Below are 25282 nucleotides of genomic sequence, written 5' to 3' on the forward strand. Positions count from 1 at the left end.
CCGAGGGCGTAACGAATTAACCCCCAGCGGGGAGCTACGCGATTCGGGCGAAGCGTTCTTCGAGGCGCTGGAGGCGGGGCACGGGTTCGTTGCTGAAGACGAGGCGGAGTTGGTACTGGGCGTCGGGGCCGCCCCAGGCGTCCATGGGGGTGGCGGCGACGGCGGCCTGGGTGAGGAGTCGCGCGGAGAGTTCGCGGGCGGTGAGGCCGAGGGGGCGGGTGTCGACGAGGAGCGACCAGCCGCCGGCGGCGGGGCGGACCGGGTAGTCGCGGAGGGCGTCGAGCACCGCGTCGCGCCGGCGCTCCCAGCGCCGTACACAAGCCGCCACGTCCTCCGCTTCATCCGCGGCGGTCAGCGCCGCCAGCGCACCGGGCTGCCCGATCCCGACGCCGGTCACGACGTTGTAGATCCCGACCTTGGCAACATCCGCCATGACGGCGGCCGGCCCGACGATCCAGCCCGTGCGCCAGCCGATCATGCGGTGCTCCTTGGAGACGGAGCCGACCGTGAGCGTGCGTTCCCGCATGCCCGGGAGCCCGGCGGGGTGCAGATAGGGGCGGCCGTCGTAGAGGATGCGTTCCATGGCCGCGTTGTAGAGGAGCCACAGGTCGTGGCGCCGGCACAGTTCCGCCACGACGGCCCAGTCGCCGGCGTCGAGCACGCCGCCGGACGGCATGGACGGGTTCATGATGAAGAGCGCCCGGGTCCGGTCGCGGACGCGCGCGGCGAGGGCGTCGAGGTCGAGGCGCCAGCCCGCCGCGGGATCGAAGACCCAGGGCGCGAGCCGGGGGCGCGCACCCGCCAGCCGCACGCGCTGGAGCATGCCGGCGTACGTGGGGTCGGTGACGATCACTTCGTCGCCCGGGTCCACCGTCGCGAGCAGGGCGTTGAGCAGGCCCTCCGTGCCGCCCGCGGTGATCACGCACTCCCGGTCCGGGTCGTAGTCCCGCCCGGAGAGCCGGCCGACGTGCCGGGCGGCCGCCGCGCGCAGGCCGGCCCGGCCCGTGAAGGGCAGATAGCTGTTGGCGGCCGGCGATTCGAGCGCGGCGCGGGTGGCGGCCACGGCTGCTGCGGGCGGGCGCAGGTCGGTGTCGAGGTTCTCGAGCCGGAGGATGCGGGAGTCGCTCTCCGCCGCCCGCGCCACCCCGTCGATGTCGAACCCCGGAATGTCGGCGAGCCGCCCGGGCGCTGTGCGCGCGCCGCCCTCGTCGGCGCTCACCCGGCCGTCCTCCGCGCCCGCCCGCCCATCGGCGCCGCTCATCCGCCCATCCTCCGCTGCAGGGCGTCGAGGGCCGCCATGAGGTCGGGCTCGTCCGAGAGCACGCCCAGCAGCGGGTCGGCGCCCATCTCCCGCGCCCTCTCCGGCATCGTCCGGATCGTGAAGTCCTCCATGGAAAGCCCCTCTCCCACCTCGGCCCACGCGAGCGGCGCCGACACCGTCGCCCCGGCGCGCGGACGGACGGAATAGGGCGCCACCACGAGCCGCCCCCGCCCGTTCTGGACGTAGTCGATGTAGATCTTGCCGTCCCGCCCCGCCGGGTTCCGCACGATCGTGGCCCGGTCGGGAATCTCCGCCGCCACCGCCTTCGCGAGCAGGAGCGCGAGCGTGCGCGACTGCTCGTAGTCGAGTTGTCCGCCGAGCGGGATCATCACGTGGATCCCCGACGACCCGCTCGTCTTCGGATAGCTGGGCAGCCCGATCTCGTCGCACATGTCGCCGATCGTCCGCGCGACCTCCACGACGTCCTCGAAGGGGGCGTACACCTCTTCGCCGTCGCGCTTGTGCTTGGGGTCGAGGTCGAGGAGGCACCAGTCGGGGCGGTCCAGGCTCCCGATGCGGCTCGCCCACACGTGCAGCGGGATGGCGCCGAGGTTCGCGACGAACACCAGCGTGGCGGGGTCGTCGGCGATGAAGTAGTGGATGTCGCGCTCGGAACCCTCGCTCCAGATCGCCTCCGTGCGCACCCACTCGGGCTGGAACCCCGGCGCGTTCTTCTGGAAGAAGGATTTTCCGTCGATCCCGTCCGGATACCGCGTCAGCACGAGCGGCCGGTCCTCCAGGAACTTCAGCAGCCACGGCGCGATGTCCCGGTAGTAGGCGATCAGGTCGCCCTTCGTGTATCCCTCCTCTGGCCAGAAGACCTTGTCGAGGTTCGAGAGCGGCAGTTCCTCGACGGGCGGGGGGGACGTGTCCACCCGCACGGGGTCGGCCAGCGCCGCGCGCCGATCTCGCGGCAGCCGGCAGTCGGTCGGGACGACGTACTCTCGATCGTCGTCCCCGTCGCGGGGCCCGCTCCCGCTCTCTTCCTCCGGGACCGGGAGGAGGCCCAGGAAGACGGCGTGCCGCAGGAGGCCGCCCTCGGTGACTTCCTTGTAGCGGATTTCGGCGACCAGGCGGGGTTCGATCCAGGTGTGATCGTCGCCCACGGGGGCCGGCGTCACGAACGCGGGGCCATCCGTCTTCAACTCGTCGAGCCGGGCGCCGAGGTTTGCCAGCGTCTCCTCGTCGAAGCCCGTCCCGACGCGTCCAACGCAGTGGAGGGCGAGATCATCGCCGCCGCCGCCGGCTCCCGAGGCGGCTCCTGCGGTGGCTCCTGCGGCGGAGTCGGCGGGACCGTAGGCGCCGAGGTGGAGCGCCCCGAAGCCCGTCCGCGAGCCGGCGGGACTCGTGAAGCCGACGATGACGAAGCGGGCCCGGCGGGCCGCGTGGATCTTCCGCCAGTCGGGAGAGCGGCCGCCGAAGTACCGGGAATCGGCGCGCTTGGCCATGATCCCCTCGAGGCCCATCTCCTGCACCTGCCCGAAGAGCGCCTCGCCGCACCCCTCGAAGTGTTCGCTGAAGCGGATGGGGCCCGCCTCGGGCACGACGTCGCGCAGGTGGCGGCGCCGCTCGGAGAGCGGGAGGTCACGCAGATCGCGGTCGTCGAACGCGAGCAGGTCGAAGGCGTAGAAGCTTGCCGGCGCCTCGAACGAGGCGCGCCGGATATCGTGCGGACGCGAGAGCCGGGCGCGCTTCTGAAGGCGCCGGAAGCTCGGATACCCCGCCGCGTCGTGGACGACGACTTCGCCGTCCAGCACGACCCGCCGGAAGGGGAGTTTGCGCAGCGCGCGCGCGATGTCCGGGAAGGTCGGGAGCGCATCGTGTCCGTTGCGCGTCAGGAGGCTCCCCTCGCCATCGACGGCCGAGGCCAGCATGCGGTAGCCGTCCAGCTTCAGTTCGAAGTGCCACGCGGGGTCGTCGAAGGCGTCCTCGCGCGGCTGGGCGAGCATGAACTCCACCTCCGAAGGGTCGACCTGCCGCTCCGGCGCACCCGCCGCCTCGAGGGCCGCGGCCACGCCCTCCCCCGGATACCACCCCTCCTCCCGCCGCGCCATCTGCTCGACGGTGAGCCCGGAGAGGATGGAACTCTCGGGGAGCGACCCATCCTCGAGGATCGGGTGCCCGCCGCGCCGCTCGCGGATCAGCAGCCACTCCTTCCCCGTCTCCCCCTTCTCGAGCCGCACCAACGTCCACACGCCCTTGAGCTTGTGGCCCCGCAACTCGAACAGGAGCTTGCCGTTCTCCAGTCCCTCCTCCGGATCCTCGAGCATGATGCAGCGCCCGATGTCCCACACGATCATCTCGCCGCCGCCGTACTCGCCCGCCGGAATCACGCCCTCGAACTCGATGTACTCGACGGGGTGGTCCTCGACGTGGACGGCGAGCTTCTTGTCGGCGGGATCGGCCGATATCCCCTTTGGCACTGCCCACGAGACGAGGACGCCCCCGATCTCCAGGCGCAGGTCGTAGTGCAGCCGGGTCGCCGCGTGCAACTGGACGACGAACACGCCGACCCCCGTCCCGGGCGCCCCCCCGAAGGGCTCCGGCGTGCGCTCGGACGCTCGCTTCTCACGGTACTTCTCGAGTCTCCCGCGGGGCATGCTCGCGGCGCCCCCTCCCGATCCTGGTTCCGCTGCTGATTCCGGTCCGCCGGCCCCGGATTGCCCGCGCTCTGTGCGACAATCCGGGCCGCAACCTATTATTCGCCCCCCCGGTTCGGCATCAAACCGGTGGTCTGGCTCGCGTCGGAGGTCCGGCGCGCACACGGAGGCGCAGGATGTCACCTCGACCCATCGCGACGGCGACGATCTCGTTCGGGCTCGTTTCGATCCCGTGCCAGCTCTACTCGTCCGCCGAGAACTCGCACAAAGTCCGCTTCAACTTCCTCTCCCCCGAGGGCACCCGCGTGAAGCAGCAGTACGTGGATGCCAAGACCGGAGAGCCCGTCGAACGCCGCGATCTCATCAAGGGCTACCAGTTCGCGAAGGACCAGTACGTGACCTTCAAGCCGGAGGAACTGAAGGCGCTGGAAGCGGAGGCGACGCAGGCGATCGAGATCGTCGAGTTCGTGCCGGTGGACCAGGTCGAGCGGGCCTATATCGGGAAGACGTACTACCTCGGACCCGCGCGGGGGGGCGACAAGGCCTACGGCCTCCTCGGGGCCGCGATGAAGAAGACGGGCTGGGCAGCGCTCGCGAAGTACGCGGCGCGCGGCAAGCAGTACCTCGTCCTCGTGCGGCCGGTCGGGGACCACCTCGTGCTGGAACAACTGCACTACGCGCACGAGGTGCGGGACATCGGCGACGTGCCGTCGGGAGAGGGCGAGGTCGCCGAGGCCGAACTCGGTCTCGCCGTACAACTGATCGAGCAGATCGCCTCGGAGAACTTCGATCCGTCGAAATACGAGGACGAGGTCGGGCAGCGCATGCTCGAAGCCGTCGAGCGCAAGGTCGCGGACGGAACCGAGATCACGGCGCCCGCCGAGGAGGAGACGACGGCGCAGGTCATCGACCTCATGGCCGCGCTCCGGGCGAGCGTCGGCGGTGACGGCGAGGCGGAGGCCGGGGATGACCGGGCGGAGGGCGAGTCCGCGAGGAAAAAGGCCACGGGGTCATAGGAGAAAGCTGATGCGGGTTCGATCCGTCGCGCTGTTCGCGTCCATCCTTCTGCTGCCGGTGTGGCAGGGTTCCGGCAACTCTCTTGCCGATACGGAGACGCTGCGGGTTCCCGGGCTCGAGGCCGGCGTCGAGATCCTCAAGGACCTGTGGGGCGTCAGCCACATCTACGCCGAGACGGAGCACGACCTCTTTTTCGCGCAGGGGTACAGCGCCGCGCGCGACCGCCTCTTCCAGTTCGAACTGTGGCGCCGCCAGGCCACGGGCACGGTCTCCGAAATCCTCGGTCCGCGTGAGCTGGAGCGCGACCGCGGCGCGCGGCTGTTCCGCTTCCGCGGCGACCTCGAAGCGGAGCTGAACCACTACCACCCGCGCGGCGCCGAGATCATCCGGGCCTTCACGGACGGGATCAACGCGTACATCGCCGAGACGGCGGGCGACCCGGACCTGCTCCCGGTCGAGTTCGATATGCTGGGCATCCGTCCGCAGCCGTGGACGCCCGACGTCGTCATCTCCCGCCACCAGGGCCTGCTCATGAACATCGGGCAGGAACTCGATCTCGGGATCGCCGTCGCGGCCGTGGGAGCGGAGAAGGTGAAGGAGGTCTCCTACTTCCATCCCGGTGAACCGGACATCGACCTCGACCCCGCGGTCGACGGATCGCTCCTGCGGCGCGAGATCCTCGACGTGTACCGCGCCTTCCGCGGACCCGTCCGGTTCGAGCCCGAGGACATCGATCCCCGCTTCCGCGCCACCGCGTCCGACTCGGAGGCCTTCGCCCTGCGGACGCTCCGGGAGGAGGCCGAGGCCGAAGCGTACGAAGCGGAGCGTCTCGAGGCCGAGCGGATGGGGACGGGCAGCAACAACTGGGTCGTGGCGGGGCACCGCACCCTGAGCGGCCACGCGATCATGGCGAACGACCCGCACCGGGTGCAGGCGGCCCCCTCATTGCGCTACCTGGTCCACCTCGTCGGACCGGGCTGGAACGTGATCGGCGGGGGCGAGCCCGTCCTCCCCGGCATCTCGATCGGGCACAACGGGTACGGGGCGTGGGGCCTCACCGTCTTCCAGACCGACGCGGAGGACCTCTACGTCTACCGCACGCACCCGGAGGACCCCGACCGGTACTGGTACCGCGGCGACTGGGAGGCGATGCGCGTCATCGACGACGAAATCCCGGTCGAGGGGCGCGGGCCGGAGCGGGTGCGCCACCGCTACACGCGCCACGGCCCCGTCGTGTACGAGGATCCCGACAACAACCTCGCCTACGCGGTGCGCGCGGGGTGGATGGAGATCGGCGGCGCGCCCTACCTCGCCAGCCTGCGCATGAACCAGGCCAAGACGTGGGAGGAATTCCGGGACGCCTGCAACTACTCGAACATCCCCGGCGAGAACATGGTGTGGGCCGACGTGGACGGGAACATCGGCTGGCAGTCCGTGGGGATCGCGCCCATCCGCCGGAACTGGTCGGGCCTCGTTCCCGTGCCGGGGGACGGCCGCTACGAGTGGGACGGCTACCTCGAGATCGTGCACAAGCCGCACGTGTTCAACCCGGAGAAGGGCTTCTGGTCGACGGCGAACCAGAACCTCGTCCCGCCCGGCTACGAGCACCGCGACGCGGTGGGCTGGAGCTGGAGCGACCCCTTCCGGAGCGCGCGCATCGACGAAGTCCTCGCGACCGGAAGGCGCTTCACGATGGCGGAGATGATGCAGTTGGCGACGGACTACGTGTCGCTCCCCGCGCGCTCGCTGGTGCCGATGCTGCGCGGCGTGGACCTCCCCGCGTCGGCGTCGGCGGCCCGGGGCGAGTTGCTCGACTGGGACTTCGCCCTGGCCCCGGAGTCCCGCGAGGCCGCGATCTACGTCTCGTGGGAGCGTGAGCTTCAGCGACAGATGGTGCCGCTCGTCGTTCCCGCCGAAGTCCGCGCTTCGCTCGGGCGCCTGTCGATGAAGAAGATCATCGACTGGCTCGGCTCGCCGCCCACCTGGTTCGCGCCCCTCGGTGACGGGGACCCCGTGGCCGGCCGCGACATCTTCCTCGCCCGCACGCTGGCCGACGCCCTGGACGGGCTCGAGGACCGTTTCGGCGGCGACCCCTGGCGCTACGGCGACGTGCGCTTCAAGCACGCCCGCTTCCGGCACCCGCTGTCCGGAATCGTGAACGCCGAGATGCGGGCGCGCCTCGAGGTGGGGCCGCTCCCGCGCGGAGGCAACGGCTTCACCGTGAACCAGACGGGAGGCGGCGACAACCAGACCTCCGGCCCGTCCTTCCGGATCATCGCGGAGGCGGGGGACTGGGACACGGCCGTGTTCACGAACACGCCGGGGCAGGGCGGAGATCCGGACGATCCCATGTACCGGAACCTGTTCGAGGGCTGGGCGAAGGACCGCTTCTTCCCGCTCTACTACTCCCGCGAGCGCGTCGAGGCCGCCGTCGCCGACCGCGTGATGCTGACGCCCTCGCCGCGGTAGAGCCTGCCCGGAGCGGTCGATTCCACCCAATATAGGGTGATAACCCCCCAATATAGGTAGTTGTCCGCTCGGAAGAGACGGACTGCCTCTGCATTCCATATCGGTCGTGATCCCTTCATATTGTCATCATGCGCTCCCGCCCATGCGATACATGAAGCCCGATCGGACCCGATGCCCTGGAGGGATAAAGGTCGCCGTGGCGCTGGTCGCGGTGGGGGCGTGCGATTCGGCGGAGGTGGTGGGTCCGCCGGGGGGCATGGTGCGGTCGGTGGCGGTGACGCCTCGGGAGGCGCACCTGACGTACCTCGGGGAGACGGTGCGGTTCACGGCGGCGGTGCGGCGGGACTCGGGTGCGGTCGGTGGGAGTGCGGTGCGCTGGGAGAGCAGCGACGAGACGGTGGTGTCGGTGGACGGCACGGGTCAGGCGACGGCGCGCGGGAACGGGCGTGCGGAGGTGCGGGCGTCGCTGGAGGGCGTGAGCGGGTCGGCGACGGTGACGGTGGCGCAGCGTCCGACGTCGCTGAGCGTGTTCGGGGACGGCCAGAGCGCGCTGGCGGGCCTGCGGTTGCCGGGGAGCGTGGGGGTGCAGGTGCAGGACGCGGGGGGGCGTCCGGTGTCGGGGCTCGGGGTGCGGTTCTCGGTGGCGTCGGGCGGCGGGTCGGTGGACCCGGACACCGCGACGACGGACGGATCGGGGGTGGCGTCGGTGGCGTGGACGCTGGGGGCCGCGCTGGGCGAGCAGCGCCTGGCGGTGTCGGCCGGCGGCCTGGGAGCGGACGTGCGGGCGACGGCGGTGGATCCGAACTCGGTGGTGGCGCGCGTGGTGGTGTGGTCGGGCGGCCGTCAGGAGGGCGTGGCGGGACGGCCGCTGCCGGAGCCGGTGGTGGTGCAGGCGCTGGACGCGGCCACGCTCCCGGTGCCGGGCGCGCTGGTGCGGTTCGCCCCGGACGCCGGCGACGGCTCGGCGGTCCCGACCTCGGCGCGCACGGACAGCGCGGGCCAGGCGTCGACGGAGTGGACGCTGGGCGCGTCAGAGGGCGATCAGCGCCTCCGGGTCTCGGTGGGAGCCAGTAGCCCGGCGCTGGAAGTGACCGCGACGGCACACCCGGACCGCGGGATCTGCGCCCGGACGCCCGCGGTGGTGGTGGAGCTGCTCGAGGAGACGGGCGCGGCGAACTGCGCGGATGTAACGGCCGAGCAACTGGCGGCGGTCAAAACTCTTTTTCTCGAGGAGAAGAACATCGAGCGCCTGCGCGTCGGCGATTTTGCCGGCCTGTCGAGCTTGGTGTGGTTGTTGTTGGAGGGCAACCGTCTCAGCGTGCTGCCGCCGGGTATCTTCTCGGACCTGACTTCGTTGTGGTGGCTGAACCTCGACCGGAACCAGCTGGAATCGCTGCCGCCGAGCATGCTCGCGAGCCTCCCGGCTCTTACGAGGCTGGAGCTGGAGGCGAACCGGTTTACGGAGATCCCGGCCGGTCTCGCCGGCCTGACGCGTCTGACCTCGCTGGAGTTGTCGGACAACCCGTTGAAGGGCTTGCCCTCCGGCTTGTTCGCGGGCATGGAACGCCTGGAGCAGCTTCGTTTGGGCAACATAGGATTGGAGGAACTCCCGCCGGAGCTGTTCCGGGGCCTGTCCAGACTGACGGGCCTGTGGTTGTTCCGGAACGGTTTGACGCGCCTTCCGGCGGGCGTTTTCGACGACCTTCGGAGCCTCGAGGCGCTGTCGCTGTTCGGCAACCAACTGACGGAACTACCGCCCGGCGTCTTCAAGAACCTGCCGGAACTCGGAATCCTGTGGCTGACGGACAATCGGTTACGCGATCTGGACGAGGATGTCTTCGCCGGGCTTTCGAAGCTGGGAGCGGTGCGCCTCGAGGGGAACGAGCTCGCGGAACTGCCGCCCGATGTCTTCGCGGGGCTGTCCAGCCTGAGGCAGCTGCGGCTGGATGGTAACCGGCTTACGGCGCTGCCGCCGGACATCTTCACCGGTCTGTCGCGGCTTTACCAGTTGCGGCTCGAAGGCAACGAGCTTGCCGGATTGCCGCGTGGGCTGTTCGCGGGGCTTTCCGCCCTCGAGGTTCTGCGGCTGTGGGGCAACCGGCTTACGGTCTTGCCGCCGGACATCTTCGCCGGACTCGGCAAGCTGCGGAGGCTGGAGCTGAACCGAAACGACCTCCCCGCGCTGCCGGATGGTGTCTTCAACGGGTTGGGGAGTCTGGCGGAGTTGGACCTCTTCGCGAACGATCTGGAGGAGTTGCCGCCGGGCGTATTCGTAGGACTCTCGGAGCTGCAACAGCTGGATCTTGGAGGCAATCCCGGCGCGCCCTTCCCTCTGACGGTCGAGCTGGGGCGGACGGACACGCCCGACGTGCTGGCCCCGGGGCCGGCACGTGTCGTGGCCCGCATTCCCTCTGGCGCGCCCATCTCTCTGACGATCCCCGTGTCGGTGCAGGGCGGCTCGGCGTCGGGCGCGGACTTCACGGTGGCGGCGGGGGATACGGCGAGCGCGGCCCTCGAGGTGCGGCGGCCACCGGGGGGATCGGGCGCGGCGCACGTGAGCCTGGGGGCGGCGTCCTCGCTGCCCACGGGGTTCAGCGGTGTGGAATGGGTCCCGGGCGGACCGGTGGCGCTGTTCGCCCCGCCGGGGAATCGTCCGCCGGCGGTGACGGAGGAGATTCCAGAGCACTGGATGACGGCGGGTGGGCGGACGGCGGAAGTCGACCTTGGCGACCACTTCTCCGACGCCGATGGCGACACGCTGGTCCACGGGGTGCGAACGAACGACGCGGCGGTGGCGACGGCGACCATCGAAGACGGGGTGCTGGTGCTGACGCCTCTTACCGAGGGGTCGGCGGTCATCGAGGTGACGGCGCAAGATCCGGCGGGTTTGCGTGCGGTACTCGAAGTGCGGGTGACCGTAGCGCCGCCGCCTGACCCGACCGGCTACGACATCGAACTGATCTTCGACGACGGGTTCACGCCGGCCGAGGAGCGTGAGATCCGGCGGGCCGCGGCGCGGTGGGAGGAGGTGGTGACGGGCGACCTTCCGGCGGTGCCGGTGGATCACACCGGGTTGTTCTGCCGGGACTCGCAAGGGCGGCGCCTGGTGGGCGCCGTTGACGATGTTCTGATCAAGTTCTCGGTGCAGCCGGAGAACAGGGTCCGCCTGGCGTCGGCGGCGGGTTGCGTCGAACGGGAATCCGGGCTTCCCCTCATAGAAACGGTTCGGTTCAACCGCCGCTACTTCGGACCGGACACGCAGTACGACGTGTACTCGACCGCACTTCACGAGATCGGGCACAACCTGGGCATCGGCTCACGCCCATGGCTCGATATCCTGCAGGGAAAGACGGGGGACGAGCCGCTGGACACGCACTTTCCGGGGCCGCTGGCGGTGGAGGCTTTCAACGAGGCCGGGGGCCGGCCATACACCGGCCGGAAGGTGCCGGTCGAGGTGCGGAATGTCGTCCATTGGCGAAACAGCGTGCTGAGCGGCGAACTCATGAGTCCGCACGGCTACACGCTAAGTGCGATCACGGTGCAGGCGCTGGCGGACCTGGGGTACGAGGTGGACGTGAGCCGGGCCGATCCCTACACCCTTCCCGGCGCGGACAGGGCCCCGGGGGCGGACGCGGAGGCCCTGCCGCTGTTCGCCGACGACGTCATCGAGGGCCCCGTGATCGTCGTCGACGAGAACGGCAGAATCGTCCGCATCATCGGCGGCAACTGACCGATGACCCGGCGACGCGGGCCCATGCGGAGCCGTGCGACGGCAAAGGTCGCCGTGGCGCTGGCGCTGGTGGGGGCGTGCGATTCGGCGGAGGTGGTGGGTCCGCCGGGGGGCATGGTGCGGTCGGTGGCGGTGACGCCTCGGGAGGCGCACCTGACGTACCTCGGGGAGACGGTGCGGTTCACGGCGGCGGTGCGGCGGGACTCGGGTGCGGTCGGTGGGAGTGCGGTGCGCTGGGAGAGCAGCGACGAGACGGTGGTGTCGGTGGACGGCACGGGTCAGGCGACGGCGCGCGGGAACGGGCGTGCGGAGGTGCGGGCGTCGCTGGAGGGCGTGAGCGGGTCGGCGACGGTGACGGTGGCGCAGCGTCCGACGTCGCTGAGCGTGTTCGGGGACGGCCAGAGCGCGCTGGCGGGCCTGCGGTTGCCGGGGAGCGTGGGGGTGCAGGTGCAGGACGCGGGGGGGCGTCCGGTGTCGGGGCTCGGGGTGCGGTTCTCGGTGGCGTCGGGCGGCGGGTCGGTGGACCCGGACACCGCGACGACGGACGGATCGGGGGTGGCGTCGGTGGCGTGGACGCTGGGGGCCGCGCTGGGCGAGCAGCGCCTGGCGGTGTCGGCCGGCGGCCTGGGAGCGGACGTGCGGGCGACGGCGGTGGATCCGAACTCGGTGGTGGCGCGCGTGGTGGTGTGGTCGGGCGGCCGTCAGGAGGGCGTGGCGGGACGGCCGCTGCCGGAGCCGGTGGTGGTGCAGGCGCTGGACGCGGCCACGCTCCCGGTGCCGGGCGCGCTGGTGCGGTTCGCCCCGGACGCCGGCGACGGCTCGGCGGTCCCGACCTCGGCGCGCACGGACAGCGCGGGCCAGGCGTCGACGGAGTGGACGCTGGGCGCGTCAGAGGGCGATCAGCGCCTCCGGGTCTCGGTGGGAGCCAGTAGCCCGGCGCTGGAAGTGACCGCGACGGCACACCCGGACCGCGGGATCTGCGCCCGGACGCCCGCGGTGGTGGTGGAGCTGCTCGAGGAGACGGGCGCGGCGAACTGCGCCGACGTGACGGCCGAGCAACTGGCGGCGGTCCGAACTCTTTCTCTCGAGGAAAGGAACATCGAGCGGCTGCGCGTCGGCGATTTCGCCGGTCTGTCGAGCTTGGTGTGGTTGTTCTTGGAGGGCAACCGTCTCAGCACGCTGCCGGCGGGGATCTTCTCGGACCTGATTTCGTTGTCGTGGCTGGTCCTCGATGAGAACCAGCTAGAATCGCTGCCGCCGGGGATGCTCGCGAACCTCCCCACTCTTGACCTCCTGGATCTGGGGGATAACCGGCTGACGGAGATCCCGGCGGACCTGAGCGGCTTGAGGCGTCTGCGGGATCTAAACTTGACGCGTAACCCGTTGAAGAGCCTGCCCTCCGACCCGTTCGCGGGCATGGAACGACTGGAGAGCTTGGGGTTGCACGATATCGGGCTGGGAGATTTGCCCCCGGGGTTGCTCGCGGGGCTGCCCAGGCTCACGAGTCTGTGGTTGGGCGAGAACGGTCTGACGCGCCTTCCCGCGGGCGTCTTCGACAATCTTCGGCGTCTGGAGGTGCTGTCGCTGGTCGACAACCAACTGACGGAACTGCCGTCCAGTGTGTTCAAGAACCTGCCGGAACTCAACATCTTGTGGCTGCAGGACAACCAGTTGCGCGACCTGGACGAGGATGTCTTCGCCGGGCTCGCGAACCTGCGAACAGTGCACCTCGCGAGGAACGAGCTTGCGGCACTGCCGCCTGACGTCTTCGCCGGGCTGTCCAGCCTGGAGCACCTGCGGCTGGACGGCAACCGGCTTACGGCGTTGCCGCCGGACATCTTCGCCGGTCTGTCGCGGCTTGAACAGGTGCGTCTCGAAGGCAACGAGCTTGCCGGGTTGCCGCCCGGGCTCTTCACGGGGTTGGGAGAGTTGAGGCGGTTGCGGTTGGAGCGAAACCAGATCTCGAGCCTGCCCCCCGGCTTGTTCGACGGGCTGTCGCGTCTGGACTCCCTGGGTCTGGATCATAACGGCCTGACCGCGCTGCCGCCGCACATCTTCGCCGGGTTGGGGAGTCTGACGGAGTTGACCCTCCATACGAACCAGCTCCGGGAGTTGCCATCGGGCGTGTTCGCGGACCTTTCGCGGCTGAGGCGTCTCACGTTGAACTCCAATCAACTTGTGGAACTGCCGCCAGGGGTGTTCGCGGGGCTTTCGAGCCTGGCGGAGGTGCGTCTGTGGCCCAACCCGGGCACACCGTTCGTGTTGCCGCTGGAGCTGGAACGCACGGACGCGGCGGATGCGCTGGCGCCGGGACCGGCGCGCGTGGTGCTGCGCGTGCCGTCGGGCGCGCCCGGGTCCATCGAAGTGCTGGCGACGGTGCACGGCGGGTCGGCGTCGGGCGCGGAGTTCGCGGTGTCGGCGGGGGACACGCGGAGCGCACCGCTGGTGGTGAGCCGGGCCGCCGGGAGTACCGGCGCGACGTACGTGAGTCTTGGGCGTGCGCCGGCGCTGCCTTCGGGTTTGGAGTTCGCGGTCGGCGAGGCGCTGGTGCTGTTCGCACCGGCGGACAACCGTCCGCCGAGGGTGACGGAGGAGATTCCGGGATATCGGCTCCAGGCGTCCGGGCCGTCGGCGGCGGTGGACCTGGGGGCGCACTTCGCCGATCCGGACGGGGATGCGCTGAACTATGGGGCGCGGGCGGACGACGGGAGCGTGGTGGCCGCGCGGGTGGAGGACGGGACGCTGGTGCTGGAGCCGGCGTCGGAGGGAGCGACGGCCGTGGAAGTGACGGCGCGCGACCCGGACGGCCTGAGCGCGTCGCGACGGGTGCGGGTGACGGTGGGGCCGGCGTCGGACCCGGACAACTACCGGATCGAGCTTGCGTTTGTCGAGGGAGCCACCGAAGCGGAGCGGTTCACGGAGGCGGAGAAGGCGGCGGTGCGGCGCGCGGCGGCGCGCTGGATGGAGGTGGTCGTGGGTGACCTGCCGGCCGTGCCGGTGGACACGCAACTGTGCTACAACTTCACGCGGATGGTGGGCACGCTGGACGACATCGTGATCACCGCGTCGATATCGGACGCGGGGCCGATCAACAGCCTCGGCCAGGCGGCCCGCTGCATGTCTCGCGAGTCGGGTCTGACTCTCACGGGCTCGATCTGGCTTAACCGACATTACTTCGACCCGGCGCGTTCGATGGGCCAGCTCAGCGTATACGAGGTCGCGGTGCACGAGATGGGGCACATTCTGGGCATCGGCTCACACCGATGGAACGAGATTCTGCGGGAGGAGACGCGGGGCGAGCCGCTGGACACGCACTTCCCGGGGCCGTTGGCGGTGGAGGCGTTCAACGAGGCGGGGGGCCGGGCGTACACCGGAGGCAAGGTCCCGGTCGACAACGTGTCGTTCGCGCCCAACAGCCACTGGCGGCAGAACATGCTGCACGACGAACTCATGTCCGTCTCCGGCGGCGGCGCCCTGAGCGCGATCACGGTGCAGGCGCTGGCGGACCTGGGCTACGAGGTCGACGTCAGCCGGGCCGACCCCTACACCCTGCCTGGCGCCGACAGGGCCCCGGCAGCGGACGCGGAAGCGGCGCCCCTGTTCGCCGGCGACGTCATCGAGGGCCCGGTGATCGTGGTCGACGAGAACGGCAGAATCATCCGCATCATCGGCGGCAACTGATCCCCTCAGCCCCCAACTTCAACTTCCAACGGCTGACGCGCGTCGAGCTTGCTCTTTTCGGATTCGGCGTTTATCATGGCGTCGCTTTCCGTCGGGTTCGCGACTTCCAGTGATCCAACGTCCGCGTTGGCGGGGAGGATTTCGTTAACGTACAGCCACAGATCATGCGACCCCCCCAAATGGGTAGTATTTATCCGTGATCCCTCGCCATTTTGGGTAGCGCGTTGCTGGTGAACGATCATGGTCATGCTGTTAGTATTTGACATGACTGACTTCATACGTCTCTTGGTGGTGAGAACCGTGCCATGATCGCCGGGTTGCATCTACTCCTGTTCACCAATAGCTGCTCAGTAGAAGAAGGCTTCGTAAGCTCACCTAAGCAGTCTCCAGTCCACCCCAACCGGCAGGGTACTCCCGTGCAGCCGACCTCCACCTTCGTGTCCTTGTCCGCCCGGATCGTCGCTCGAACGATCTGCGTCCTCGCGCTGCTGCTGGCTATCGCCACACCCGCTGCCGCCGCCGGCCCTGCACCGGAACGATGGGGATCGGCCGCGGACACGCTCTCGGTGACGCTGACCGGACCCGCCGGTGGCACGGTCAAGGAAGGCGAGACCGCGTACTTCGAGGTGAGGGTGGCGGGGAACAGCGGTTCCGACACGGTGACCGTGACGTACACCGTGAGCGGGACGGCGACCCCGGGGGACGACTACACGGCGCTGCCCGGCGAGGTGACGCTGCGCGGCGGCGAGGCGAACGCGCTCATCGCTCTGGTAGCGGTGGAGGACTCGACCTCCGACAACGGGGAGACGGTGACGCTCACGTTGTCGGGCGCCACGGGCACCGCACCGGCCGTAGTGGACACGACGTCCGCCACGGTGACGATCCGGGACGCGCGAAGCAGCCAGGGGGAGAATCGGCCGCCGCGGGCCGACGCGGGTTCGAACCAGACGGTGGACGAACGGACGCTGGTGAACCTCGACGGTTCCGGCAGCGAGGATCCGGACGACGACTTCCTGAACTACCTGTGGACGAAGACGTCCGGGCCGGACGTGACGATCGTCGGCGCCAACACCGCGTTTGCGTCCTTCACGGCGCCGGAGGTGACGAGCACCACGACGGTCCGGTTCCGGCTCCGCGTGGGCGACGGCCGCACCTATTCGTACGCCACCACCTCGGTCACGGTGAACCACGTGAACCGGGCGCCGGAGACGAAAGGCAGCGTGTCCAATGCCGTGACGAACCGCGACAGCACTGGCACCGTGGACATGTCGTCGTACTTCACGGAACTCGACAACGACGATCTAACGTATACAGCCGAGTCGGACGACGAGGACGTGGTAGAGGTACGCGTGAGCGGAAGTGAGGTGACCTACGAAGGCGTGGCGCTAGGCAGCGCAACGGTGACGGTGACGGCCGCCGATCCCGAGGATGCGGAAGCCGAGCAGAGTTTCAAGGTGACAGTGGAGAACATTCCTCCAGAGGCCGTGGGCAGCATTTCGAACACGTCGGTCTACGTCAAAGCGAACGGCACCGTGGATGTGTCGTCGTACTTCAGAGATCTCGACGGCGACGCCCTGATGTACACGGTGGCTTCCTCGGACTCGTCGGCGGTGACGGTGAGCGTGAACGGGAGCACGGTGACGTACACGGGGGAGGTGCAGGGCACGGCGACGGTCACCGTGACGGCAAGGGATCCCAGTGGCGCCAGCGCCAAGCAGCAGTTCGCCGTCGAGGTCCCGAACCGGGATCCCGTCAAGGTGGGCAGCATTTCGGACCAGTCCGTGCACGTCAAGGCGACCGGCACGGTGACCGTGTCGTCGAGATTCACCGATCCCGACATGGACGCGTTGAGCTACGAAGCCGAATCCGACGACGTGGGCGTGGTGACCGTGAGCGTGGATGAGAGCACCGTGACGTTCAAGGGGGTGAGCCAGGGCACGGCGACGGTGACGGTGACGGCCTCCGATCCCCACGGGGGCGAGGCGGAGCAGGAGTTCGACGTGACGGTCCCGAACCGGGATCCCACTACGGTGGGCACCATTTCAGACAGGTCGGTCTACGTCGGAGCGAGTGGAAACGTGGACGTCGCATCGAACTTCAGCGACCCCGACATGGACCCGTTGAGCTTTGAAGCCGAATCCGACGACGAGGATGTCGTGACGGTGAGGGTGAGCGGGAGCCAGGTGACGTTCACGGGCGAGGGTCAGGGCGACGCCACGGTGACGGTGACGGCCTCCGATCCCCACGGGGGCGAGGTGGAGCAGGAGTTCGACGTGACGGTCCCGAACCGCGCGCCGACCGCGGTGGGCAACATCGCATCGCAGTCGGTCTACGTCGGCGCGAGCGACGACGTTGACGTGTCGTCGAAATTCACCGACCCCGATGGCGATCGCCTGAGGTACAGCGCCTCTTCCTCGAACACGTCGGTGGTCACGGTGAGCGTGAGCGGGAGCACGGTGACGTTCACGGGCCAGGACCAGGGAAGAGCGACGGTGACGGTGACGGCAAGGGACCCCGACCGCGCCACCGCCACACAGAGTTTCACGGTGACGGTTCCCAACCGCGCGCCGACCGCGGATGCGGGGAACAACCGGACCGTGAACGAGCGGACTACGGTGACGCTGAGCGGTTCCGGGACCGACCCCGACGGGGATCCTCTGACCTACAGGTGGACCCAGAGGTCGGGGACTTCGGTGACGCTGAGTAGCTCGACGGTCGCGTCGCCGACGTTCACCGCGCCCGAGGTGACCGGTAACACGGCGCTGACGTTCCGCCTGACGGTGAGCGACGGCTCGGCGAGCGATACCGACGACGTGACGATCACGGTGCGGCAGGTGAACCGGGCGCCGACGGCCGCGGCGGGGGCGAACCAGACCGTGGACGAGGGGGCGACGGTGACGCTGAGCGGTTCCGGGAGCGATCCCGACAACGACCGTCTCAGCTACTCCTGGGAGCAGACGGCGGGTCCGGCCGCGACGCTGAGCAGCACGACGGCAGCGTCGTCGACGTTCACCGCTCCCGAGGTGACGGTCAACACCGTGCTGACGTTCCGCCTCACGGTGAGCGATGGCTCGCTGAGCGACACGGACGACGTGACGGTGACGGTGCGGCACGTGAACCGGAAGCCCACCGCCGCCGCGGGGGCCGACCAGACGGTGGACGAGGGTGCGACGGTGACGCTGAACGGTTCCGGGAGTTCGGATCCCGACGGCGACGGCGTGACCTATTCGTGGGAGCAGACGGCGGGCACGACCGTGACGCTGAGCAGCACGACCGCGGCATCGCCGACCTTCACCGCTCCCGACGTGAAGGCGAACACGACGCTCACGTTCCGCCTTACGGTGAGCGATGGCTCGCTGAGCGACACGGACGACGTGACGGTCACGGTGCGGCAGGTGAACAGCGCGCCGACGGCCGACGCCGGGAGCGAACAGACGGTCGATGAGCGGACGACCGTGACGCTGAACGGGTCGGGCAGCGACCCCGACGGCGACAGCGTGACCTACGCCTGGAAGCAGTTGAAGGGTGCGACGGCGACGCTGAGCAGCACGACCGTGGCATCGCCGACGTTCACGGCGCCGGAGGTCACGGTCGACACGGACCTGGACTTCGAACTGACGGTGAGCGACGGCTCGCTGAGCGGCGCCGACACCGTGACGGTGACGGTGCGGCACGTGAACCGCGCGCCGACGGCCGACGCCGGTAGCGACCAGACGGTGGACGAGCGGACGACCGTGACGCTGGACGGTTCGGGCAGCGACCCCGACGGCGACAGCGTGAGCTACGCCTGGAAACAGTTGACGGGCACGACGGCGACGCTGACCAGCATGACCGTGGCGTCGCCGACCTTCCCGGCTCCGGAGGTGACGGCCGACACCGACCTGACGTTCGAGCTCACGGTGAGCGACGGCTCGCTGAGCGACATGGACACTGTGACGGTGACCGTACGCCACGTGAACCGCGCGCCGACGGCGGACGCGGGAGCCAATCAGGCGGTGGACGAGGGTGCGACAGTGACGCTGAGCGGTTCGGGCAGCGACCCAGACGACGACACCGTGAGCTATGCGTGGACGCAGACGGCCGGTCCCACAGTGACGCTGAGCGACACCAGCGCGGCATCGCCGACGTTCACGGCTCCCGAAGTGACGGCCAGCACGGATCTGAAGTTCCGTCTGACGGTGAGCGACGGCACGCTGAGCACGACGGACGACGTGACGGTCACGGTGCGGCAGGTGGATGGCGCGCCGACGGCGAACGCGGGTAGCGACCAGACGGTGGACGAGCGGACGACGGTGACGCTGAGCGGTTCGGGCAGCGACCCCGACGGCGACAGCGTGACCTACGCCTGGAAGCAGTTGACGGGTACGACGGCGACGCTGAGCAGCGCGACTGTGGCATCGCCGACCTTCCCGGCTCCGGAGGTGACGGCCGACACGGACCTGACGTTCGAACTGACGGTGAGCGACGGCACGCTGAGCGGCGTCGATACCGTGACCGTAACGGTGCGGCACGTGAACCGGGCCCCGACGGCTACCGGGACGATCGCGGCGCAGACCGTGGCGGCGGACGGGAGCGGGAGCGTCGACGTGTCGTCGAACTTCACCGACGCCGACGGGGACGCACTGTCGTACACCGTCGAGTGGACGGATTCGACGGCCGTGACCGTGTCGGTGACCGGGAGCACGGTCGCGTTCACGGGGAAGGCGCAGGGCAGCGCGACCGTGACCGTGACGGCCGCGGACGGCGATGGCGCCGAGGCAGAGCAGTCGTTCACGGTCACGGTGACGGCGTCGGCGGCGAACCGGGCGCCGCTGTTCGACCCGGCCGCGGTGACGCGGACGGTGGCGGAGAACTCGGCGGCGGGCACGGCAGTCGGTGCGCCGGTGACGGCGACCGACCCGGACAACAACGCCCTGACGTACAGCCTCGCGGCGGGCGGCGATTCCGCGTCGTTCGCGATCGGCGCGTCGACGGGTCAGCTCGCGGTCGGCAGCGGGGCGGAGCTGGACTACGAGAGCGGAAACACGGAACTGACCGTCAGCGTCGTGGCCTCCGACGGAACGCTGGCGGACACGGCGACCGTCACGGTGACGGTCACGGACGCCGACGACCCCGGCGTGGTGCGGCTGGACGCGACGGTGGCCCGCGTCGGCATGCCGGTGACGGCGACGCTGACGGACCAGGACGGCTCCCGCAACGCGGGCAAGAGGCGCCGCTGGCAGCGGTCGGCCGGCGAGGGCTCGACGTGGACGAACATCGCGCGTGCGACCTCGCGGATCTACACCCCGGTGGCCGCCGACGAGGGCATGTACATCAGAGCGGTGTTCACGTACACGGACGGCCACGGTCCGAACAAGCGCGCCGAGAGCGCCGCGCTGCGCGTGACGGGCCCGAACGTGGCGCCGGTGTTCAGCCCGGACACCGTCGCGCTCACCGTGGCGGAGAACTCCGCCGCGGGCGCCGAGGTGGGCACGGTGACGGCTACCGACGCCAACGGCGACACCCTGGCCTACAGCCTCCTTGCGGGCGGTGACGCATCGTCGTTCGCGATCGGCGAGACGACGGGCACGATCACCGTGGGAACCGGAGCCACGCTGGACTACGAGGGCGGGGACACCGAACTGAGCGTCAGCGTCTTGGGTACGGATGGGATGCTGGCGGACACGGCGGCCGTCACCATCACCATCACCAATGCGGACGATCCGGGCGCGGCGACACTCGATGCGGCACAGGCCGAAGTGGGCGAGGCGCTCACGGCGACCCTGACCGACGAGGACGAACCGGAAGCGGACGCGACGACGGTCGTGTGGCAGCGGTCGGCCGACCAGGGCATGACGTGGACGGACATCGCCGGCGCGACCGCGACGTCGTACACGCCGGTGGTGGGCGACGTGGGGAACCTGCTGCGGGCGGTCTTCACCTACACCGATGGCCATGGGGCGGGCAAACGCGCCGAGAGCGCCTCGGTGACGGTCACGGTCGCGAACCGGTCTCCGCTGTTCAGCCCGGCCGCGGTGACGCGGACGGTGGCGGAGAACTCGGCGGCGGGCACCGCGGTCGGTGAGCCGGTGACGGCGACCGACCCGGACAACGACGCGCTCACCTACAGCCTCGCGGGCGACGATGCTTCGTCCTTCACGGTCGGCGCATCGACGGGACAACTCGCGGTGGGAAGCGGCGTGGAGCTGGACTACGAGGGCGGGGACACGGAGCTGACCGTCAGCGTGGTGGCCTCGGACGGGACGCTGGCGGACACGGCGACGGTGACGGTTTCCGTTACGGACGCGGACGATCCCGGCGTGGTGACGCTGGACGCGGCGGTGGCCCGGGTCGACGTGCGGATCACGGCGACGCTGAGGGACCAGGATGGCTCCCTGGAGGCGGGCAAGAGGCGCCAGTGGCAGCGTTCCGCCGATGGCGGGACGACATGGTCGGACATCGCGGGAGCCACGAGGCGGTTCTACACGCCGGTGGCCGCGGACGAGGACATGCACCTCAGGGCGGTGTTCACCTACACGGACGGCCACGGCCCCGACAAGCGCGCCGAGAGCGCCGCGGTGCGCGTGACGGGCCCGAACGTGGCACCGGTGTTCAGCCCCGCCACCGTGACGTTGACGGTGGCGGAGAACTCGGCCGCCGGCACCCAGGTCGGGACCGTGACGGCCACCGACGGCAACGAAGACGACCTCTCCTACACCTTCCTCTCCGGTGGGGACGCCTCGTCGTTCGCCATCGCCGCCGGGACGGGCGCGGTCACGGTGGGCGCCGCGGCGGTGCTGGACTACGAAAGCGGGGACACGGAGCTGACCTTCAGTGTCGTGGCCTCGGACGGGATGTTGGCAGACACGGCGGCGGTGACCGTCACGGTCACCAACGCGGACGATCCGGGGGCGGTGACGCTGGACGCCGCGGTGGCCCGGGTGGGCACCGCGATCGTGGCGACGCTCACCGACGAGGATGTCGCGGACGCGAACGCGACGACCGTCAAGTGGCAGAGTTCGTCCAATGACGGGACGACCTGGACGGACATCACGGGGGCCGACACCACATCGTACACGCCGGTCTCGGGCGACGCGGGCAACTCGCTGCGCGCGGTGTTCACGTACACCGACGGCCACGGTCCGAACAAGCGCGCCGAGAGCGCCGCGGTGGATGTGACGGACGCGAACCTGGCGCCGGTGTTCAGCCCGGCCGCGGTGGAGCGGACGGTGGCGGAGAACTCCCCGGTGGGCACGGCCGTGGGCGCTCCGGTGACGGCCACCGACGGCAACGGCGACGACCTCTCCTACACCTTCCTCTCGGGCGGCGACGCATCGTCGTTCGCGATCAACGCGACGACGGGACAGGTCACCGTGGGGGCCGAGGCCGCGCTCGACTACGAGGGCGGTGACACGGAACTGACCGTCAGTGTGGTGGCCTCGGACGGAATGGCGGCGGACACGGCGGCCGTGACGATCAGGGTCACGAACGTTGACGATCCGGGCGTGGTGACGCTGGACGCCGCGGTGGCCCGGGTAGGCACCGCGATCGTGGCGACGCTCACCGATCAGGATGTGGCGGACGCGAACGCGACGACCGTCAAGTGGCAGAGTTCGTCCGACGGCGGGACCAGGTGGTCGGACATCAACGGGGCGACGACGACATCGTACACGCCCATCTCGGCCGACGAAGGCAACTCGCTGCGTGCGGTGTTCGCGTACACGGATGGCCACGGATCCGGCAAGAGCGCGGAGAGCGCGGTCGTGCGGGTGACGGGCCCGAACGTGGCGCCGGTGTTCAGCCCGGCGGCGGTGGAGCGGACGGTGGCGGAGAACTCGGCGGCGGGCACGGCCGTGGGCGCGGCCGTGACGGCCACCGACGGCAACGGCGACGCCCTCGCTTACAGCCTGGCTTCCGGCGGAGACGCGTCGTCGTTCGCGATCGACGAGACGACGGGCCGCATCGCGGTCGGGACCGGGGCGGTGCTGGACTACGAGAGCGGGGACACGGAACTGAGCGTCAGCGTCGTGGCCTCCGACGGGATGCTCGCCGACACGGCGGTCGTGACGATCACGGTCACGAACGCGGACGATCCGGGGGTGGTGGCGCTGGACGCGAACGTGGCGCGGGTGGGCACGCGGATCGCGGCGACGCTCATGGACCAGGATCGGTCGCGCAACGCCGGCAAGAGGCGCCGCTGGCAACGCTCTTCCAACGGCGGCGCGACATGGTCGAACATCTCGGGCGCCACGACGCGGTTCTACACGCCGAGGGCGGCCGATGAGGGGACGCTCGTGCGCGCGGTGTTCACCTACACGGACGGGCACGGACCGAACAAGCGCGCGGAGAGCGCCGCCGTTTCGGTCGTGGGCGCCGCGACGCCGGTGGTGTCGTTCGGAGCGACGACGTACTCCGTCGCGCCGGAGGGTTCGGTCAACGTCGCGCTGTCGCTGTCGCCGGCCGCGACCGCGACCCTGGCGGTCGGCGTCACGATCGGCGGGAGCGCCCCCGCGGCGACGCGGACCGTGACGTTCGGAGTGGGCGATACGGAGCAGACCCTGGCCGTGAGCGCGGCGGGCCTCTCCGTGGGCGACACGGTGCTCGTCGCCTTCGGCACGCTGCCGTCTGGGACGGTGGCGGCCGCGCCAACGGAAACGCGGGTGATCGTGCGGGAAACCGGAGCGGACATCGCGCGGGACAGGAAGGACGAAAGGCCGGTGCGACTCGAGGCCGCGTTCGCGGAGCCGGCCTACACCGCGGTCGCCCGAGACGGGGGCGTGGACGTGGCGGTGCGGCTCTCGCCGCCGGCGGACCGGGAGGTGATCGTGCCGGTCACGGCCACGGGCGCCGCATCGGCCGGGCTTGACGCGCTGGGCGTTCCCGAGAGTGTGCGGTTCGCGCCGGGCGATACGATCGCGGCGTTCACCGTGGACGCGCCGGCGGGCACGCCCGCCGCGGTACTCACGCTCGGCTTCGGCGAGCTGCCGGAGCGGGTGAGCGCGGGCGATGTCGCAAGCAGCGTGATCCAGGTCGTGGATGGCGGCGCGAACGCGGCGCGGTACGGCGAGTCAATGGAGTTGGGACTCGCGGTTCTGGGCCGCTCGGTGGCCGAGGGCGCCCGCCAGGCCGTCGGCGGCCGGATCGAGGCCGCCATGCGCGGCGGGAGCGGCGGTGCGAACGCGTCCTCCGGCGGCGGCTCCGTCGGGGACTGGGCCGGCCGCGCGGTCGGCACGCTCGCCTCGCTCGCGGGATCGCGGCCCGGCCGGGACGCGACGAGGGAAACGCATCGGCGGCCGGACGGCGGGGAGGCGCTCGAACGGTTGCTGCCGCAGGTCTCGTTCTCCGCCGACATCGGCGGCGGACAGCAGGCGTCGGCGCCCCGCTTCAGCGTGTGGGGCGAGGGTTCCGCGCAGGGGTTCAGGGGCGAACCGGGCGGCATCCGCTACGACGGCGGCATGCGGGCCCTGACCGTGGGCGCCGACGCGCGCCTCGGGACCGGCGCCGGGGTCGGACTGTCGGTCATGCGGAGCGGGGGCGAGTTCGACTACGCCTCGGCGTCGCTCGAGGGGACGCTGGATCACGCCATGACCACCGTGCACCCGTACCTGTTCTTCCAGCCGGCGCGCGGACTCGGGCTGTGGGCCATGGCCGGCTACGGCACGGGGCAGTTGGAGACCGCGGGTGCGGCGTCAGCGCTGGACGCCACGCTCCGCATGGTGTCCGGCGGCGCCAGGCTGCCGCTCGCGCGGCGCGGCGCTTTCGGGCTCAGCCTGGCCAGCGACGTGTTCGGCGTGCGGATGAGCGCGGGCGACGAGGGAGCCGCGGGCGCGGCGACCCGCGGGCGCGCCCTCGTCGAGGCGACCTGGGCGGCGAACGGGCTCAAGCTCGGCGCCGAGGCCGGTGGACGCTATGACGGCGGAGACGCCGACACCGGCGCCGGCGCCGAGGCGGGCGCGTCGGTGGCGTACGCCGGGAGCGGGTTGGACCTGGCCCTGAACGGCAGGATGGCTTACGGGTCCGGCGGACATCGCGAGTGGGGCGTCGCGCTCCGCCTCGCATGGGACCCGGGCGCCAGGAACCGCGGGTTCCGCCTCGTCGTCAGCCCCGGCCACGGATACGACCGCAGCGGGGTGCAGCGGCTGCTCGATGACGGACCTCTCGGAGGCGGCGGCGCGGCCCGGCCGTACGCGAGCCGGGTCAACGCCGAGGCCGGCTACGGCATCGCGGCGTTCGGCAACGGATCGCTCGACACCTATGGCCGATTCTCCGCCCGCGAGGGCGCGCGCGCCTGGACGCTCGGCGCGGGATACGATCTGGCCAGGTCGCTCAAGTTCAGCGTTGAAGCCGTGCACGCCCGCATAGGGACGGCACCCGTCCGGCAGGGGCTCAGGGCGGGACTCGATGTCCGGTTCTGAGGCCTGCCGCATCTCCCGATCCCCTGACGCCGCCGCTGCCGACTCCCGTTTGCAGCGGCGGCGCCGCTCC

8 protein-coding genes are annotated in these 25282 nt (G+C 70.5%); 5 read left to right on the plus strand and 3 right to left on the minus strand.

Translation table 11 applies throughout. The features are described from left to right. Nucleotides 1-34 precede the first annotated feature (34 nt). Together RN743_RS12705 and ligD are read right to left on the minus strand one after the other, a co-directional pair. On the minus strand, nucleotides 35-1261 hold the full coding sequence (locus RN743_RS12705; RefSeq protein WP_310780330.1) for a pyridoxal phosphate-dependent aminotransferase: 1227 nt from the start codon (nucleotides 1259-1261) through the stop codon (nucleotides 35-37). After that, the gene (gene ligD / locus RN743_RS12710; protein ID WP_310780332.1) at nucleotides 1258-3921 is read right to left on the minus strand and encodes a DNA ligase D; all 2664 of its coding nucleotides are present in this window, start codon (nucleotides 3919-3921) and stop codon (nucleotides 1258-1260) included. The genes RN743_RS12705 and ligD overlap by 4 nt, the downstream gene beginning before the upstream one ends. A 176-nt stretch (nucleotides 3922-4097) precedes the next feature. On the opposite strand from ligD, the gene RN743_RS12715 reads away from it, so the two are divergent. The 4 genes from RN743_RS12715 to RN743_RS12730 all read left to right on the plus strand — a co-directional run bounded on the left by RN743_RS12715 (nucleotide 4098) and on the right by RN743_RS12730 (nucleotide 14818). Next, on the plus strand, nucleotides 4098-4937 hold the full coding sequence (locus RN743_RS12715; RefSeq protein WP_310780334.1) for a Ku protein: 840 nt from the start codon (nucleotides 4098-4100) through the stop codon (nucleotides 4935-4937). 10 nt (nucleotides 4938-4947) lie between these two features. Next, nucleotides 4948-7407 (plus strand): penicillin acylase family protein, encoded by a 2460-nt coding sequence (locus tag RN743_RS12720; RefSeq protein ID WP_310780336.1) that lies wholly within the window; start codon nucleotides 4948-4950, stop codon nucleotides 7405-7407. Between the two features lie 196 nt (nucleotides 7408-7603). Continuing rightward, nucleotides 7604-11137 carry an Ig-like domain-containing protein gene (locus tag RN743_RS12725; RefSeq protein WP_310780338.1) on the plus strand — a complete coding sequence of 1178 codons (3534 nt, stop codon included), beginning with the start codon at nucleotides 7604-7606 and terminating at the stop codon, nucleotides 11135-11137. Between the two features lie 3 nt (nucleotides 11138-11140). After that, nucleotides 11141-14818 carry a leucine-rich repeat domain-containing protein gene (locus tag RN743_RS12730; RefSeq protein ID WP_310780340.1) on the plus strand — a complete coding sequence of 1226 codons (3678 nt, stop codon included), beginning with the start codon at nucleotides 11141-11143 and terminating at the stop codon, nucleotides 14816-14818. A gap of 5 nt (nucleotides 14819-14823) precedes the next feature. Here the strand turns inward: RN743_RS12730 and RN743_RS12735 are convergent, their stop codons facing one another. Further along, nucleotides 14824-15141 carry a hypothetical protein gene (locus RN743_RS12735; RefSeq protein WP_310780342.1) on the minus strand — a complete coding sequence of 106 codons (318 nt, stop codon included), beginning with the start codon at nucleotides 15139-15141 and terminating at the stop codon, nucleotides 14824-14826. Nucleotides 15142-15384: 243 nt separating this feature from the next. Between RN743_RS12735 and RN743_RS12740 the strand changes: the two genes are divergently transcribed. Continuing rightward, the gene (locus tag RN743_RS12740; RefSeq protein ID WP_310780345.1) at nucleotides 15385-25212 is read left to right on the plus strand and encodes an Ig-like domain-containing protein; all 9828 of its coding nucleotides are present in this window, start codon (nucleotides 15385-15387) and stop codon (nucleotides 25210-25212) included. Nucleotides 25213-25282: the final 70 nt, after the last annotated feature.

Origin of the sequence: Candidatus Palauibacter scopulicola, from assembly GCF_947581915.1 — a bacterium.
GTDB classification, from domain to species: domain Bacteria; phylum Gemmatimonadota; class Gemmatimonadetes; order Palauibacterales; family Palauibacteraceae; genus Palauibacter; species Palauibacter scopulicola.